Below are 16,441 nucleotides of genomic sequence, written 5' to 3' on the forward strand. Positions count from 1 at the left end.
AAGGGCCCGGCCGCCCGGTGGGGGTACGCGGGCGGCCGGACCCGGTCTGCGCGGCTCGCGCGGTGCGCTCAGCGCTCAGCGCCTGCCGGGGGCGGCGGCGTGCGGCGCCGCCGGGGCCGGCCGGTGCAGGACGAGCCGGGTGAGGAGTCCGCTGCCCAGGCCGGCCACGAGCGCGAGGGCGGCCCACCACAGCGGGTAGGGCGTGAGGCCGAGGGCCGCGTCGAGGGACCAGGCGCCGGGGCCGGTGGCGGCGAGGGCGGCGGCGGTGCCGATGAGGACGAGTGGGTACTCGTACCCGTCGTTCTGCACCCAGAGCCCGTGACGCCATTTCACGGTGAGCGCGACCGTCATGACCCCGATGGCCCCGGTCGCGGCGAGCGGGGTCAGCAGGCCGACGGCGAGGAGCAGGCCCGATCCGATCTGACCGCCGCCCGCCGTCAGGGCGGTGAGGGCACCGCCGCGGAAGCCGTCGGCGCGGAACTCCTCGGTACCGCCCTCAAGTCCCTTGCCGCCCAGGTGCGAGCTGATCTTCTGCACACCGTGGCCGGCGACGAGCAGTCCCACCAGCAGACGCAGGATCAGAATGCCGGTGTCCACAGGGGTCAGCCCGCCGCGTGCGCGCCGATGACGCTCTGCGCGTACACGACACCCAGGCCGTACGCACCCGCGTGGGCCTTGACGATGTCCATGACCGCGCCGTACGTGTCCTGGCGCGCCCAGTCGCGCTGCAGCTCCAGGAGGACCTGGACCCAGGTCACCGGGACCGCGCCGGCGGCGATCATCCGCTGCAGCGCGTGCTCGTGGGCGGCCGGGCTGACGCCTCCCGAGGCGTCGGTCACGACGTACACCTCGTACCCCTGCTCCAGCGCCGAGAGCGCGGGCAGCACCAGGCAGACCTCGGTCCACAGACCGGCCAGGATGATCTTCTTGCGCCCGGTCGCCTTGACCGCCGCCACGAGCGCCTCGTCCTCCCAGGCGTTCATGCTGGTGCGGTCGATGATCTCGTTCTTGGGGAACACCTCGGCGAGCTGCGGCAGCAGGGGACCGGAGAACGACTCGGCGGCTACCGTGGTCAGGACGGCCGGAACATCGAACGCCTTGGCCGCCTTGGCGAGACCAACGGTGCTGTTGATGATGGCGCCGCGGTCGCCGCTGCCGGTGCCGAAGAACATCTGCGGCTGGTGGTCGATGAAGAGCATGACCGCGTTGTCGGGCGTGAGAAGGTCCGCGCTGGGGGCAGCCTGCACCTTGTTGATGTCGAACATGAGGGGTCCTTTCGAAGCAATCGGTAGCGTGCCCGCCGCTTCCGCGGCCCGGCACTCCGTCACGCTACGAGCGACCCGACCGACCGCGTTGACCTCCTGCGCCCAGGAGTTGGCACGACAGCGCACAACCGGTCAAGGACGAAAGCCGCGCCGTGTCACCAGCCCGGACCCGGCATGGTCACGACGCCGGCGCCCCGAGGTGATCGCGCGGAGAACGGCTGGTGGCCCAGCTCGCTGACCACACCCGCCTGTGCCAACGCGGCGACTCGACGGGCCACTTCAACGGCCGCCGGCTGACGAGGCCCGCCATCCGAAGGGCGCTGGGCCGCCTGAAGGCTCGGACAGGGTTGCGGATCTTCGCTGACGGGCCCGTGGGCCTGCGGCTGATCCGTAATGCGCCCTCATCGGCCTTGCACGCACTGCTCGGATTGCCCGGGAGGCTCTCCCGCCTGCCCCGGCGTCGGGCTGCATGTGACGCGGCGGGGCGCCTGACCCGCCGACGAGAACGGGTGGCACGGCATGTGCTGTGCCACCCGCGGGTGGGAGGGGCCCAGTCGTCGGGCGAGGGCGGCGACGGTTCACCCGTCCCGGGGATGGCCGGGGCACAGGTGTGCCGGAGGGCGTGGAGGCGTCCTTGCGGGAGGCGGTCCCGCGCCGGCCTTCTCCCGTACGGGGATCACGCCTGCCTTCGCGAGGCCGGGCCGCGGGGTCAGTCGGACGGGTCGGGCGGTGTGCCCGCGGCGCGGCGGAATTCCTCGTTGAGGCGCTGGGCCTCTTCGAGCTGGTCCTCAAGGATGACGATGCGGCAGGCGGCCTCGACCTGCATGCCCTGGTCGACGAGTTCCCGGGCGCGGGCGGCGATGCGCAGCTGGTAGCGGGAGTAGCGGCGGTGGCCGCCCTCCGAGCGGAGCGGGGTGATCAGGCGGGCCTCGCCGACGGCACGGAGGAAGCCGGGGGTGGCACCGATCAGCTCGGCGGCCCTGCCCATCGTGTAGGCGGGGTAGTCGTCGTCGTCCAGCCGGCCGCCGAGCGAGTCGTCCTCTGTCATCTGCACCTCTTCTTGGGAGCGCGTCGAGGGGCCCTGGTGCCGTACGGCGCCAGGGCCCCGGGGGAAATTCAACACCATCTGCCGGCCATGGCGTGTTTCCTCCCGGGCGGGTGCTCGCGCTCGCGGACGCCAGGCACGGCGAAGGCCCCGACCGGCGTGCGCCGGTCGGGGCCTTCTGTGTCGTGACGCCGCTCAGACGGAGACGGGGCCGCCGAGCATCGCGGACGCCCGCGGGAGCGGGCTCAGGGCCACCCCGGGAGCCTCGGGCAGGCCGCGGACGGTGAAGCCGAGCTGGGTCATGGCCCGGATGACCTCGCCGGCGCTGAAGTCGCGGCGGTCCTGGCGGGTGATGACCTGCCCCACCTGCATGACGGGGTAGACGCGACGGCCGATGATCACCGATTGGCTCACGACGGTTTCGGGCTTGACGCCCTTCATCGATTCCAGCACTCCGGCCTTGGTGAGGTCGAACGGGAACCGGGCGATGACGCAGCGCATGATGCCTCACTCACGGGGAGAAGGGGGGAAGGGGAAGAGGAAGGGGGGAAGAGGGGTCTGGCCTGGGCGCGCCGGGGCTCTCGCTAGGCGGCGGCGTCGAACCTGCCCTGGTGCTGGCCGCCGCGGCGCGAGGCCTGCGAGGGGCGGCTGCGCCGGCCGCGCGAGGTGGCGCTGCGCTTGGGGCGCTCGCTCACCGGCGCCGTGATGACGACGGGGATGCCGGACGGGGTCCGGGCGCCGGTGATGCGCTGCAACTCGGCCTCACCGGAGCGGACCTGGGTGATCTGCGGGGTGATGCCGGCGGTGGCCATGAGGCGGGTCATGTCGCGGCGCTGGTTGGGGGTGACCAGGGTGACGACGCTGCCGGACTCGCCGGCGCGGGCGGTGCGTCCGCCGCGGTGGAGGTAGTCCTTGTGGTCGGTGGGCGGGTCGACGTTGACGACGAGGTCCAGGTTGTCGACGTGGATGCCGCGGGCGGCGACGTTGGTGGCCACCAGCACGGTCACGTGCCCGGTCTTGAACTGGGCCAGGGTCCGGGTCCGCTGGGGCTGGGACTTGCCGCCGTGCAGGGCCGCGGCGCGGACCCCGCTGTTGAGGAGGTCCTGGGTGAGGCGGTCCACGGCGTGCTTGGTGTCGAGGAACATGATCACGCGGCCGTCGCGGGCGGCGATCTCCGTCGTCGTGGCCTGCTTGTCCGCGCCGTGGACGTGCAGCACGTGGTGCTCCATCGTGGTCACCGCACCGGCCGAGGGGTCGACGGAGTGGACGACGGGGTCGTTCAGGTAGCGGCGCACGAGCAGGTCGACGTTGCGGTCGAGGGTCGCGGAGAACAGCATCCGCTGGCCGCCCGGGCGCACCTGGTCCAGCAGGGCGGTGACCTGCGGCATGAAGCCCATGTCGGCCATCTGGTCGGCCTCGTCGAGCACGGTGATGTCGACCTGGTCGAGCCGGCAGTCGCCGCGCTCGATGAGGTCCGCGAGGCGTCCGGGGGTCGCGACGACCACCTCGGCGCCACCGCGGAGCGCGCCGGCCTGCTTTCCGATCGACATGCCGCCGACGACCGTGGCCAGCCGCAGCTTCACGGAGCGGGCGTAGGGGGTGAGGGCGTCCGTCACCTGCTGGGCGAGCTCGCGGGTGGGGACGAGTACCAGGGCCAGCGGCTGGCGGGGCTCCGCCCGCCGTCCGGCGGTACGGGCGAGCAGCGCGAGGCCGAAGGCGAGGGTCTTGCCGGAGCCGGTGCGCCCGCGGCCGAGCGCGTCGCGCCCCGCGAGGGTGTTCGGCAGGGTCGCGGCCTGGATCGGGAACGGGACGCTCACGCCCTCCGCGCCGAGCGCGGCGAGCAGCGGGGCGGGCATGTCGAGCTCGGCGAACGCCTCTACGGCGGGCAGCGCGGGGGTGATCGTCCGGGGGAGGGCGAACTCGCCCTGTACGGCGGCGGCGGGCCGACGGCCGTAGCCGCCGGAGCGGCCCTGTCCTCCCGAGCGGGCCTGGCCACCGGAACGGGGCTGACCGCCGGAACGGCCGGTGGCCGCCGAGCCGAACCGGCTCCCGCCCGTGCGGGAGGAGGAGGCGGAGGAGCGGTTGTTCGTGCGTGTACGGTTCATGCGGAACCTTCCTCGAATGCGGCGCATATCAAGGAATTCCCGCAGCGGCGAGCGCACGGAGAATTGCGAGAATGGGCCGAATGGAACGTGAAAGCGTTTCTGGCCGGGAAAATCCCGTGCGGGCTCAGGCGCTGGAAACGGGGACGCAGCACGAAGGCGGATGTCCCCGGGTGAGGATCCCGTACGAAGGGCCGCGGAATCCTCGGATCGTCCCGCAGGTGAACTCACTGCGGGGAAAACACGCAGCTGGGGCCCGCACCCCGAGGGATGCGGGCCCCAGCTGCGAAGTACGCGTCAGCGTCAGGCGGGAACGATGTTCTCGGCCGTCGGGCCCTTCTGGCCCTGCGCGATGTCGAAGCTGACCTTCTGGCCTTCCTGCAGCTCGCGGAAGCCCTGGGTGGCGATGTTCGAGTAGTGGGCGAACACGTCAGCGCCGCCACCGTCCTGCTCGATGAAGCCGAAACCCTTTTCCGCGTTGAACCACTTCACGGTACCAGTAGCCATGTCAAATCTCCTTTGGGGCAGTACAACGTGATCCGCAACGTGCGGACCACGTGTCGCCGCGATGATTGCCCCGCCGGACCAAAAGACCGGAAATACACAAGCGCCCGAGTGGACATGAAGCCCGTCCGAGTGCTTGAAATTTTTGGGAACCACAACTGCAACTGAGATAGACAGTAGCACGGCACGGTGACCCGCGCCGTAAATATCGACACCCTCATTGCGGCAGTGAAAAACCCTCAGCGCGCGGTCCGCCAATTTCTCATATCGCGAGCACAGGTATTTACCCGCCCGGGGCGCAGCGTTTCCCCCTCCGCCGGGCAGGTCCCCGTGCCCTCAGCGGCCGAGCGAGCCGAAGAAGGCGCGAACGCCGGCCCACTGGCGGCCGCCCCGGGCGCAGCCGGCAACACGCCCGCGCCTCCCGCTGCCGCTCCCGGTGATACCGGACGAAGCCATGGCGTTGCTCGCCGGCGGCCGGCCGAACCGGACGCCGACCGGCGGGTCACGCTGGAGCCGCTGACCGGCGGGGATGTGGTGCTGCTGCTCACGCACCTCATCGGAGAGGAGCGCGCGAGCCGCGAGCCGGAGGCGACACGACAGTTCGTGGGCCTGTGCGACGGTCTGCCGCTGGCGCTGCGCATCGCCGGGTCGCGGCTGCAGAACCGCCACACCTGGACGATGGAGCACCGGGTGGGCCGCATGGCGGGCGACGAGCGCCGGCTCGGCGAACTGAGCATCGGGAACCGCAGCGTCGAGCCCGCCTTCCGACTGTCGTACGACCAGTTCGCACCCGACCGGCAAGGCGCGGATTCCGTGCCCTGGGCCAGGCGCCGACGGTCGAGTTCGACGTACTGACGCCCACGGCCATGCTCGGCCGGTCGTCCGACGACACCGAGCAGATCCTGGAGAGCCTGGTCGACACGAGCCTTCTGCAACAGCCGCGTCCGGTGAGTGGGGTCTTGCCACCGGTTTCCCCACCGGGCCCCAACCCGCCGGAGCACCGTTCCCGCACTGGAAGGACGCGGAGGCCTGGCTGGATGCGGCCGGCGGGGAGCTCGCCGACGCCGTCGGGCACGCCGTGGCCCTCGGCCAGGGCGGACAGCCGATCGCCCGTGTCACCGCGGCGCTGGTCCTGTCCCGGCCGGTGGACAACGACTGGGTCGCCTCGATGGCATGCGTCATCCACGGCCTCGCCCACCAGTTGGAGGGACGGAACGAGGAGGCGCTCGCCTGCTTCGCCGAGGCCCGTACCCACGCCGACCGGAGCGGCAGACCGCGCATGCGCGGCAGGGTCCTGAGCTTCGCCGCCGACGTCCACCTCCACCTCGGCCGGCACGCCGAGGCCGGAAAGCTGCTCCGCCAGGCGGTCCACCTGGTCGAGGAGGGCGGGGACGTGTTCCTCTGCGCGCGCGGCCTGACCCGGCTGGGCACGGCGGAGCAGGCCGAGGGGGATCCGGACTCGGCGGTGGCCCTCCACCACCAGGCACTCCGCCAGCACCGGTTGCTGTCCCCGCTCACCGAACCCGGCCACGAGTGGCTGGAGATGGACATCCGCCCGCGGCTGGGCCGCGCCTACGCGGCGACGGGCCGCGTCGACGAGGCGCTCGGGCAGTTTCAGGCCGTGCTGGAGGTGCCCGGGCGCCCGGGCACCCCGCGCTGACCGTGCCCCGGCGACCGAAGAGCCCGAAGGCCGCGCAGCCCGGCAGGGGTTACGGGGCGCCGACACCGCCGGCCGAGCCGTCAAGGCCCTGCACGGACGGTGCTCGCTCACCACCGTCCGGGGAGAATGACGCCGCATCGGGGATTGTGCCTGGCTGCGATCGAATGGGATCTGAAATGCGCCAGTGGCGGAAAATCGACCTGGGGAAACGCGGGATTCGGCGCACGGGGTGCCGCCGGACGCCGGTGAGGCCTTCAGGGGTTCCGTCGGCGGGGCCTCGGGTCGATTGTGAGGGATTGTCGCCCCTCTCGTGAAGAACTCCTTGACGGACCGGCAACGAAAGGGGTTGCCGCCGGCGGATGCGGAGCCGAAAGGCCATGTCAACCCGCCGCCGCGACGGCCCGGTTGGGCGCACGCGGCGCCCTGGTGGGGGTCGGGGAGGCGCAGATCCGGGTGATAGCATCCCGGCATCTGTGATCTTGATCAATATTTGACTCAGATGCTGATCTGCGATCGGCGGCTTGATCTCCGCGTAACCGCAGGTGAACCCTGCCGATCAGCCGTGTTGCGGGGCCTCGCGAGGTGCATCTGCAGCCGTTCGCATGCCATGCGCCGGGAAAGGTTTCCATGAATCGAGACGCACTTGTGTGGTGCTTGGTTGCAGTGACGGCGATAGCCGTTGCCGCGGTCGCGGCACTCGTCGCCCGCAACCGGGCGCTGGGGGCGAAGAAGCGCCACACCGAGGCCGAACTGAGGCAGGCGCTGCTCACGGCAGACGGCCACCTGCACTCTCTCCACGCCGACCTGCAGAGGTTCCGGAACGAGCAGGGCGCCACGCTCCGCGAAGCCAAGGAAGCGGCGGAGGAGAACACCAAGGCCGTCCTGAAGGGTGCCGCCAGGTTCCTGCAGAGCCTCGCGGCCGAGCAGACGACGCTTCTGGACGACATCCAGCGCAAGTACGGCGGACACGCCGTCCTCAGCGACCTGATGGACGTCAACCACGCCAACGCCCAGATGGCGCGCAAGGCCCAGGGCATCGCCGTCATGTGCGGTGCGCCGCTCGGCCGCCGCAACAGGCCCGCCAGCGTCTACGACGTGGTGCGCAGCGCCCAGGGCCAGATCCGCAACTTCCACCGGGTCGCCATCATGCAGCAGACCGGTCTCGCGCTGAAGGCGTCCGCGGTCGCGCCCGTCGCCCTCGCCGTGGCGGAGCTGCTCGACAACGCCGCGAGCTTCTCGCAGCACGACGCACCGATCGAGGTGACGTTCCAGCGGGTCCAGAACAACCTGTGCATCGTCATCGACGACGCCGGTGTCAGCATGAACGACGAGGACCGGCAGCGGGCGACCATGCTGCTCGCCGGAGAGGTCGCCCCGCGTCTGTCGGAGCTCGGGACCCAGCCGAAGTTCGGATTCCCGGTGATCGGCCTGATCGCACGTCAGTACGGTTTCAAGGTGGACGTCACCGGAGTCTCCCGATACGGCGGCGTCAGGGCCGTCGTCCTCTTGCCCGAGGAGCTGTGGACCATGGAGGAGATACCGCCCGCCCAGGAGGCTCCGGTCAGCAACATCCGGCGCGCCGCCGAGAGCCGGCCCCAGAGCCCGCCGTCGCGCACGATGCACGGTCTGCCCAAGCGCGGCGCACGCCAGGCGCCCATCGCGAGCGTTCCCGATCCCGACGCCGCCCCGCCGGCGCCGGGGACCCCGGGAGAGCCGGGTCGCGCTTCCGGGCGCGGTCTGGGTGCCTTCCAGCGCGGCACGCTCTCCGGCCGCAACCTTGACGCCACCTCGTTCGAAGGGCCCGAAGACGCATGACCGCAGACCTGTCGTGGATGCTTGAGGACATCGTGCACAACGTGCCCCGCGCACGGCACGCCGTCCTGCTGTCCGCGGACGGCCTCCCTCGCGGCGCTACGGAAGGCCTGGCCGAGAAGGATGTGCGCACCATCTCCGCCGCCATGGCCGGGATGCAGTCGCTCAGCCGGGCGACGGCCCACTTCGCCGGACCGGACGAGGACCGGCAGTGGAACCAGACCATCATCGAGTTCTCGCACGGCTGGAGCTTCCTGATCGGGGCCGGGCAGGGCTCCTATCTCGCCGCCGCGGCCGCGCCCGACGTGGACATGCAGCAGATCTCCTTCCGCATGCACCGCCTCGTCGCCCGACTGGGCAACAACCTCACCTCGCCCCCGAGGGTGAGCGCCGAGGACGCCGGAGGTGCGCGGCGGAGCGCCTCCCGGCAGCAGGACTCCGGCGACTCGGGGTTCGTCCTCGGCGAGCTCGACCGGGTGGTGTCCCGGGTCGAGGGCGCCCTCCACGCGGTGCTGCTGGGATCGGACGGCCTGCCCCGCGGGGCGACCGACGGGATGAGCCGCGACCTCGCGGACACGATCTCCGCGGCCATGACGGGCATCCACGCCTACAGCCGGGTGACCTCCCAGTTCGCGGGGGTCGCCGAGGACGCGGAATGGCGTCAGACGGTCATCGAGTTCCAGCACGGCTGGATCTTCCTGATGGCCGCCGGTCCCGATGCCCTCCTGGCCGCTGCCGCCGAACACGACTGTGACATAGAGGAGTTCACCATGCGTCTGCACGAGGTGGTTCCCAGACTGATCGCGGGGGCGACACCGGGGAAGGGAACAGGCCGTGCCTGACGGACCCGGACACGATGAAGATCTGGAACTTACGTCACCGTTAGTCCCCCTCTTCGTGATCACGAACGGACGGGCGCTGCCCCCGGACCACGAGTACGAGCACACGACGCTCGTGACGGCGGCGGCGGCGGCGGAGAACGGACAGGTCACGCCGCGCACGCTGTCCCCGGAAGCGGGGCAGGTCATGGACCTGGTCGCGGACGGTTTCCTGTCCGTGGCCGAGGTGGCGGGGCACACGCACCTGCCCCTGGGCATCGTCCGCATCCTGCTGGCGCAGCTGGAGGAGGACGGTCTCATCCTCGCGAGGAGACCGATTCCGCGTGCCGAACGTGTCGACAGAGAACTGGTCAGCGCCGTGCTCGAGGGCCTGAAGAATCGATTCGGAGCATAGCCCGTGTACCTGGATCCAGACGTCTCCCACGCGGTGAAGATCCTCATAGTGGGGCACTTCGGGGTCGGCAAGACCACCTGCATCGGCAGTCTCTCCGAGATCGAGCCGCTGCGGACCGAGGAGGAGATCACCGAGGCCAGTACGGGCTTCGATGACCTGTCGGGCACGCCCGGCAAGACGACCACCACCGTCGCGATGGACTTCGGCCGGCTCACCCTGAGCGACACCCTGGTGCTCTACCTCTTCGGAACGCCCGGCCAGGAACGCTTCAAGGAGATGTGGGAGGAGCTCTCCCGCGGCGCTCTGGGCGCGCTGGTCCTGGTGGACCCGGAGCGACTGCACGAGTCCTTCCCCGTCCTGGACCTCGTCGAGCGTTTCGGCCTGACGTACGCCATCGCCGTGAACCACTTCGAGGGCACCACGGACTACCCGCTCGACGAGGTGCGCGAGGCTCTGAACCTCACCGCCGAGACCCCCGTCGTGAAGTGCGACGTACGGGACGAGAACTCCTCGGCGCAGGCCCTCATCACCCTCGCGAAACACCTCATGTCCCAACTCGGCTAGGAGCGCAGGAATGCAACAGCCACGTGAACCGCAGGAGATACCCCCCGGCTGCCCCGCGCACGGGAACGTCCAGCTGTACGGACCCTCGTTCGGAGCCGACCCCGAAAGCCACTACGCACAGTTGCGTCCGTACGGTCCCAGCGCGCCCGTGGACATCGCCCCCGATGTCCCGGCCGAGCTCGTCACCAGCTACGACGCCGCGCTGTACGTCCTGCAGAACCCCGCCTCCTTCGTACGCGACTCCCGCCGCTGGAACGCGCTCAACGAAGGGCGCGTCCCGGCCGACAGCCCGGCACTGCCCATGATGGGCTACCGGCCCAACGCACTGTTCAGTGACGGTGCGGCGCACGCCCGACTGCGCAGGGCCGTCACCGACAGCCTCGCCACGGTCAACGAGCACCAGCTCATCAGGCAGACGCAGCAGTCCGCCAACTACTTGATCAGCCAGTTCAGCACCGACATCCGCGGGCAGGCGGAGCTGATGGCCGAGTACGCCCAGCCGCTGCCCCTCCTGGTCTTCAGCGAGCTGTTCGGCTGCCCGCCCGAGATCGGCGACCGGGTGATCGCCGGGATCAGTGGCATCTTCGAGGGGACGCCCGGGGCCGACGAGGTGCTCGGCGGTGCGCTCACCGAGCTGATCGCCCTCAAGCGGCGGCGCCCGAGGGCAGACCTGACGACGCGTCTGATGGAGCACTCGGCCCAGCTGAGCGACGAGGAGGTGCTCCACCAGCTGGTCACCCTCCTCTCCGGTGGCACCGCGCCGCTGGCCGCGGCCATCGGCACCAGCAGCGCCCTGTACCTGGGAGAGGACTGGCAGATCGGCCTTCCGGTCGAGGACGCGGTCTCCCAGACCCTCTGGAACTACGCGCCGATCGCCAACTACGCGGCCCACTACCCGACGCACGACGTCGAGCTCGGCGACAGGCTGGTCCGGGCCAACGACCCGGTCCTGATCTCGTTCGCCGCGGCCAACACCGACCCGAAGCTGACCAGGCACCGCGAACAGCTCAGCGCCAAGGCGCACTTGGCGTTCGGGGCGGGCCCGCACGCCTGCCCCGCCAAGGATCCGGCTTTCATGATCGCCGTGACTGCCGTCGAGACGCTGCTCAACCAGCTTCCCGACGTCGAGATGCGCGTCCCGTTCAAGGCGCTCACCTGGGCGCCGAGCCCGTGGATCCGCTCGCTGGTCACCCTCCCGATCCGGTTCACCCCGAGGGCCGCTCCCCCGGCGGCCGAGTCGGCCGGATCGAACGCGGGCCAAACGTCCCAGCAGCAGGCGGCCGCCGCCTCCCCCTCCCACGCCGGTCCCTCGCGTACGAGCGCCGGCACCGCGCCGCAGTCCAAGGGCGGCCTGTTCAGCCGCTTCCTGGCGTGGACCAAGGGCGGGTGAATCGAGTGTGATTCTAGTAACGTCCTGAGTACTCAGTGGTAGTGGACTCTTTAACGATCATGTGGGTATGCATGGCGGCTGGTTCTCAGAAAGGAGCCGCCGTCATGGGCGTTGCCGCAAGTCCGTCGTACGACCGCCGGGCGTCCGCCTCCCTCTTCTCCCGTCTGCGGACGGCCAGAGGGCAGGCCGACCCCTTCCCGATATACGCCGAACTCCTCTCGCGGGGCGACGTGGTGCCCGCGCCCTGGGGCGGTTCGGCGGTCACGGGCTTCGCCGCCTGCGACCAGGTTCTGCGCAGCCGGCAATGGCTGGAGCCCGACAGGCAATGGCGGGAGCGCCAGGGGCCGGGGACACGCTGGAACGCGCCCAGCTCGCGCGAGATGAGCAACACGCTCGCCGCCCTCAACGCCCCGGACCACACCAGGGTGCGTCGGGCGGCGGGCACGTTCGACCGGGGCAGCGTGGAGCGCATCGGCCGCAACGTGCACCGGACCGCGGATCAGCTCCTCGACGCGTTCACGGAACGAATACGCACCGGCGAGGCGGACATCTCGGAGCTCGTCTGCGAGGAGCTGCCCGTGGCCACCATAGGCGACTGGCTGGATCTGCCACGAGCCGACTGGCCCAGGCTCCGGCAGTTGACGCACGATCAGGTCTTCACGCAGGAGCTGCTGCCCTCGGCCAGCCAGCTGGCACTGTCCGACGCCGCCACGGCCGAACTCCGCACCTATTTCATGGAGCTGGTGCGTGACCGGCGCTCCCACCCCGGCGATGACCCCGTCACCCGGTGGATCCGGACGTGGGACACGATCGAGCCCGACCGGGACAAGGCCGACGAGGCGGTCTACTTCCTGGTGTTGTTCGTCCTGCTGGCCGCCCTGGAAACCACCGCGACCCTCCTCTCGACGATGACGCTCCGGCTCGTCGAGAGCCCTGAACGCTGGGACATGGTCGCCGACAACCCGGACCTCGTGCCCGGCTTCGTGGAGGAGACGCTCCGCTACGACCCGCCCACCCACGTGATCAGCAGGGTCGCCTCGCAGGACTGCGTGCTGGGAGGCATCGAGATCCGCCGCGACGAGATGGTCCACCTCATGGTCGGAGCCGCGCACCGGGACCCCGCCAGGCACAGCGACCCGGACCGGTTCGACCCCGAGCGCACGCCCGGCCACCTCGCGTTCAGCGGCGGCATCCACTACTGCCTCGGCGCGCCGCTGGCCCGCCTCGAAGCCCAGACGCTCCTGCGCCAGCTGATCCGGCGCCTTCCCCGCCTCACCCTCGTACGCCCCCCGTCGATGGCGCCCCGCGTGGCGTTCCGGCGCCTGCTGAACCTGGACGTGGCAGTCGCATGACCGAATCCACCCGCCCCCGGACCGTTCCCAAGGCGGTCATCGCCGAGCAGGACGGCCCCGTACTGCGTGTCCGCCTCAACCCCTGGGGACAGGAGGACACCTTGGACTCCGCGGTCCTGGACGACCTCATCACCCTGCTGGACGACCTCCACGAGAGACCCGACGTACGGATCCTGACGCTGTCGTCCATGGGTACGGACTTCTGCCTGGGCGCCGACCGCGACGAGTACCGGGAGGCACTGGCCGCCGATCCGTCGGGAGCGGGCCTGCGGCGCATCGCCGACAAGGCGCACCGGCTGTGCCAGGCCCTGGAGAACACCCACGCGGTCACCATCGCCCGGTTGCACGGGCGGGTCATCGGCGCGGGTCTCGCCCTCGCCTCCTTCTGCGATCTGCGCGCCGGTGCCGACACCAGCCGCTTCCGCATGCCGGAGGTCGGCATAGGGCTGCCGCCGGCGTGGGGCGGGGCAATGGGGCGCCTGGTCTCCGAGGTGGGCGCCTCCAGGATCCGCGAGCTCATGCTCACCTGCGACGTCTTCGACGCCGACACGGCCCACCGGATCGGTCTGCTCCACCGGACCGCCCCGCTCGACCGACTGGACCAGGTCATCGACTCCTGGACCAGGCCCCTCGTCCGGCGCTCGCCCGAAGCGCTCGTCCTGACCAAGCGGATGCTGGCCGGCTACGCGCGGGCGGACAGGACGGCGGACGTCTCCCTCCTCGACTCCCATCTCCTGGCGGCCACGCTCCACCAGCACGCGACGGGCTGATCCCCCGGGCCGACCCGGGCGTCCGGCCCGCCACCGGCCGCCCGCAGGACCGTGGACGGGCGGGCGGGCGGTGGATGGCCGGGCCATGGATCACGGGGCCGTGGATCACCGCGCCGGCTCACCGGTCCGGGTGGGAGGGGACCCGGTCAGGAGTCCGGGTGTCAGCGGTGCGTGGCCGGCGTGGATGCCCGGCGGTGTCTGATGTTGACCGCCGCGGCCCTGGCCAGTGCCACGGGGTTCAGGAAGCGCGGCGGGCCGATCAGGCGGGAGGCGAACGGGTACATGTGCCGCGCCGTCGACGCGTCGCGCGCCGCCGCCGAGAAGACCAGCCGCTCCCCGGGGTTGAACGGGCGGGCCCTGGCGAAGTCGACCGCCAGGTTCTGGTGGCCGCGCAGCCGGCGGCGGTGGGTGCGGGCGTACGCCGCGAGGGACCTGTCGAGGTCGCCGCGGCCGGCCGCGGCCGGGGCCACCGCCCGCGCCGGCCATTGCGCGGACTGCAGGGCCCACCCGCAGCCCACTCCCCACAGGGGATCCCCGGTCAGGGCGGCGTCGCCGATCAGGGCGATGCCCGGTGCGGTCGGATCCCGGGTGACGAGGGGGTGGTCGACCGTACCGATGATCTGGTGATGCGTTCGGCGGAGTCGATGGGCGGCGCCTCGGGCAGGGCGCGGACGAACTCGAAGAAGCTGCCCTCCAGGTCTTCCCGGAAGGCCGGCAGTCGCTTCTTGTCCGGGAGCACCGCGAGGACCGTCACCCCGTCGTCGTTCGGGAACGCGTAGGCCGTGTCGGGTTCGAGGAACCAGGTCTGACCGATCCCGCCGTGCAGCGGAAGGTTGCGGAAGTGGGCGAGGTAGCCGAAACGCCCGTTCTCGTGCAGCCGGGTGGGCACCTCCGCGATCTCCGCCACCGCCGACTCCTTGCCGTCGGCGCCGACGACCAGGCGGGCCCGGATCTCCCGTTCGCCCTGGGGTGCCGACGCGCGCACGCCCACGGTCCGCCCGGCTTCCCGGAGCAGCCCGCTCACCCGGTGACCGGGGAGCAGGTCGACGCCGGGGGTCTGCGCCGCGCGGGACCTGACCAGCGGGTCGAGGACGCTGCGCCGGATGTTGTACGCGTACGGGAGCTCGGGGCCGGCCGGCGCGGCCCTCGGCTCGATCCAGCCCCAACGGGTGTACCAGCGCGCCTCGTTGCGGACGACCCCCGCCTCTCCGAGAGCGGGAACGAGGCCGAGTTCGTCCAGCACCGGGTAGGCGTTGGCCGTGATGGAGTGGGTGCACAGCACCTTGTACGCCCCGGGGTCCGAGCGGCGTTCGAGCAGTGCGACGCGGACACCGCGTCGAGCGAGCAGGATCGCCGCGGCGCTGCCGGCCGGGCCGGCTCCGCTGATGACGACGTCGTAGTCGTGTCCCGCGCTCTCAGGGTTGGTCATGCGCCGATCGCCCCCTTCGGGCGGTGCAGTGGCACTGCTGTCAGGAACATGATCAACTCTAGGGGGACTGCGGTTTCTCCGGTGCTCGTTCCAGTGCGCGGATCGCGGGGACGCTCAGCATCACGCCGATGCACACGACGCCCACGGCCGAGGAGAACAGCAGCACCCGGTCCGCTCCGAAGGCGGCCGCCGCCGGGCCGGCCAGGGCACGGCCCACGGGGATGACCATGATGGAGCCGGCCACGTCGTAGGCCGAGACGCGGCTCAGGACGGCCAGCGGGATGTGGGACTGCACGCTCGTCGCCCACATCACGCCCCAGAACGCGAACCCGCAGCCCGCCACGGCCCCGGTCAGCGCCGTCACCGTGAAGGACCAGCCCAGGGCGGGCGCGAGGGGGTTGAGGGCGAAGAAGAACATCGCGCAGGCCCCCGCGACGAGCGGGCGGCGGGGCCGGACCCGCATGCCGAGCAGGCCGCCGACGATCGTGCCGGCGCCGTCGGCCGAGGCGATCCAGCCGTATCCGCCGGCGCCGTGCTGTTCGGTGAGCAGCGTCGCGCCCAGCGGGAGGGCCGGGCCGAAGACGAAGAGGCCGTACACCGCCCATACGGAGATGACCCCCCACAGCCAGGACCGGGACCGGAACTCCTGCCATCCGGTGGCCAGTCGGTGCCACATCGGGTCGTCGCTCTCGTCCCGGGCGGTGCCGAGCCTGCGCAGCGGCGCCAGGCCCAGGGCGCTGAGCGCGTACGCCGCCGCGATGACCACGAACGATCCCGCGACGTTCCAGTAGGCCACGAGGAGACCGGCGACCCCGGGACCGAGCAGGGTGCAGATGGCCTCGGAGATCCGCAGGAGGGCGTTGGCCCGCTGGATGTCCTCGGCGACCTGGGGCACCAGGCTCGCCAGACCCGGCTGGAACATGGCGGTGGCGGCGCCGCTGAGGGCCAGCAGCGCCATGACGTGCCACAGCCGTACGTGGTCGCCGATCAGCAGCAGCGCGAGCGCGAGCATGACCACCGTGCGCACCACGTCCGCGCCGACCATCATCACCTGGGGGGTGAACCGGTCGGCGAGGACCCCGCCGAACAGCACGAGCAGGACGATCGGCGCCATCCACGCGGCCAGCGCGTAGCCGACGCCGGCCGCCCCGTATCCCGCCCCGAGCACGGCGGTCGTCAGCGACACCATCAGCATGCCGTCGCCGAGCAGCGAGGTGCTGCGGGCGGTGAAGAACAGCCGGAAGCGACTCGACCGCCACGGGCTGGGCGGCGGGGTCTGCTGTTCCCGCCGCGCGGTTGCCTCATCCATCGTCAT

The 16,441-nt window shown here is 71.3% G+C and carries 18 protein-coding genes; 9 read left to right on the plus strand and 9 right to left on the minus strand.

Annotated elements, in window-relative coordinates; all coding sequences use genetic code 11:
* Positions 1-75 precede the first annotated feature (75 nt).
* From AB4039_RS05945 to AB4039_RS05970, 6 genes are all read right to left on the minus strand, one after another.
* Entirely contained in the window at positions 76-597 is a 522-nt protein-coding gene (locus tag AB4039_RS05945; protein ID WP_266843490.1) for a DoxX family protein, read from the minus strand.
* Between the two features lie 5 nt (positions 598-602).
* Positions 603-1,265 carry a hydrolase gene (locus AB4039_RS05950; protein WP_266843489.1) on the minus strand — a complete coding sequence of 221 codons (663 nt, stop codon included), beginning with the start codon at positions 1,263-1,265 and terminating at the stop codon, positions 603-605.
* A gap of 709 nt (positions 1,266-1,974) precedes the next feature.
* Complete coding sequence (locus AB4039_RS05955) at positions 1,975-2,313, minus strand: MerR family transcriptional regulator (protein ID WP_266843487.1); 339 nt, start codon at positions 2,311-2,313, stop codon at positions 1,975-1,977.
* A 192-nt stretch (positions 2,314-2,505) separates the two neighbouring features.
* Positions 2,506-2,811, minus strand: a complete 306-nt coding sequence (locus AB4039_RS05960) for an SCO5918 family protein (RefSeq protein ID WP_266843486.1) — start codon at positions 2,809-2,811, stop codon at positions 2,506-2,508.
* Positions 2,812-2,894: 83 nt separating this feature from the next.
* Positions 2,895-4,415, minus strand: a complete 1,521-nt coding sequence (locus tag AB4039_RS05965; RefSeq protein ID WP_266843484.1) for a DEAD/DEAH box helicase — start codon at positions 4,413-4,415, stop codon at positions 2,895-2,897.
* 300 nt (positions 4,416-4,715) lie between these two features.
* Positions 4,716-4,919 (minus strand): cold-shock protein, encoded by a 204-nt coding sequence (locus AB4039_RS05970; protein WP_189725621.1) that lies wholly within the window; start codon positions 4,917-4,919, stop codon positions 4,716-4,718.
* Positions 4,920-5,105: 186 nt separating this feature from the next.
* Here AB4039_RS05970 and AB4039_RS05975 point away from each other — a divergent pair, with 186 nt between their 5' ends.
* From AB4039_RS05975 to AB4039_RS06015, 9 genes are all read left to right on the plus strand, one after another.
* On the plus strand, positions 5,106-5,771 hold the full coding sequence (locus AB4039_RS05975) for a hypothetical protein (protein ID WP_442270180.1): 666 nt from the start codon (positions 5,106-5,108) through the stop codon (positions 5,769-5,771).
* A gap of 223 nt (positions 5,772-5,994) precedes the next feature.
* Positions 5,995-6,576 (plus strand): tetratricopeptide repeat protein, encoded by a 582-nt coding sequence (locus AB4039_RS05980; RefSeq protein WP_442270181.1) that lies wholly within the window; start codon positions 5,995-5,997, stop codon positions 6,574-6,576.
* Positions 6,577-7,203: 627 nt separating this feature from the next.
* On the plus strand, positions 7,204-8,391 hold the full coding sequence (locus AB4039_RS05985; protein WP_442270182.1) for an ATP-binding protein: 1,188 nt from the start codon (positions 7,204-7,206) through the stop codon (positions 8,389-8,391).
* Complete coding sequence (locus AB4039_RS05990; protein WP_266843476.1) at positions 8,388-9,230, plus strand: roadblock/LC7 domain-containing protein; 843 nt, start codon at positions 8,388-8,390, stop codon at positions 9,228-9,230. Before AB4039_RS05985 ends, AB4039_RS05990 begins: the two co-directional genes overlap by 4 nt.
* A complete protein-coding gene (locus AB4039_RS05995; protein WP_442270183.1) occupies positions 9,223-9,621 on the plus strand; it encodes a DUF742 domain-containing protein in 399 nt (132 codons plus the stop codon). The genes AB4039_RS05990 and AB4039_RS05995 overlap by 8 nt, the downstream gene beginning before the upstream one ends.
* Before the next feature lie 3 nt (positions 9,622-9,624).
* Positions 9,625-10,185, plus strand: coding sequence for an ATP/GTP-binding protein (locus AB4039_RS06000; protein WP_266843472.1), 561 nt, complete (start codon positions 9,625-9,627; stop codon positions 10,183-10,185).
* A 10-nt stretch (positions 10,186-10,195) separates the two neighbouring features.
* Complete coding sequence (locus tag AB4039_RS06005; RefSeq protein WP_266843471.1) at positions 10,196-11,575, plus strand: cytochrome P450; 1,380 nt, start codon at positions 10,196-10,198, stop codon at positions 11,573-11,575.
* A gap of 104 nt (positions 11,576-11,679) precedes the next feature.
* Positions 11,680-12,927 carry a cytochrome P450 gene (locus AB4039_RS06010; RefSeq protein WP_266843469.1) on the plus strand — a complete coding sequence of 416 codons (1,248 nt, stop codon included), beginning with the start codon at positions 11,680-11,682 and terminating at the stop codon, positions 12,925-12,927.
* The gene (locus AB4039_RS06015) at positions 12,924-13,697 is read left to right on the plus strand and encodes an enoyl-CoA hydratase/isomerase family protein (protein ID WP_266843468.1); all 774 of its coding nucleotides are present in this window, start codon (positions 12,924-12,926) and stop codon (positions 13,695-13,697) included. Before AB4039_RS06010 ends, AB4039_RS06015 begins: the two co-directional genes overlap by 4 nt.
* Positions 13,698-13,858: 161 nt before the next feature.
* Here the strand turns inward: AB4039_RS06015 and AB4039_RS06020 are convergent, their stop codons facing one another.
* The 3 genes from AB4039_RS06020 to AB4039_RS06030 are packed head-to-tail and all read right to left on the minus strand — an operon-like array spanning position 13,859 to position 16,441.
* Entirely contained in the window at positions 13,859-14,215 is a 357-nt protein-coding gene (locus AB4039_RS06020) for a hypothetical protein (RefSeq protein WP_442270184.1), read from the minus strand.
* Positions 14,216-14,253: 38 nt separating this feature from the next.
* On the minus strand, positions 14,254-15,126 hold the full coding sequence (locus AB4039_RS06025) for an NAD(P)/FAD-dependent oxidoreductase (RefSeq protein WP_442270185.1): 873 nt from the start codon (positions 15,124-15,126) through the stop codon (positions 14,254-14,256).
* Positions 15,127-15,184: 58 nt separating this feature from the next.
* Positions 15,185-16,441: an MFS transporter gene (locus AB4039_RS06030; protein WP_266843465.1), complete on the minus strand. Its 1,257-nt coding sequence runs from the start codon at positions 16,439-16,441 to the stop codon at positions 15,185-15,187.

The sequence above is a fragment of the Streptomyces sp. M-16 genome (assembly GCF_052114405.1).
Taxonomy (GTDB): Bacteria; Actinomycetota; Actinomycetes; order Streptomycetales; family Streptomycetaceae; genus Streptomyces.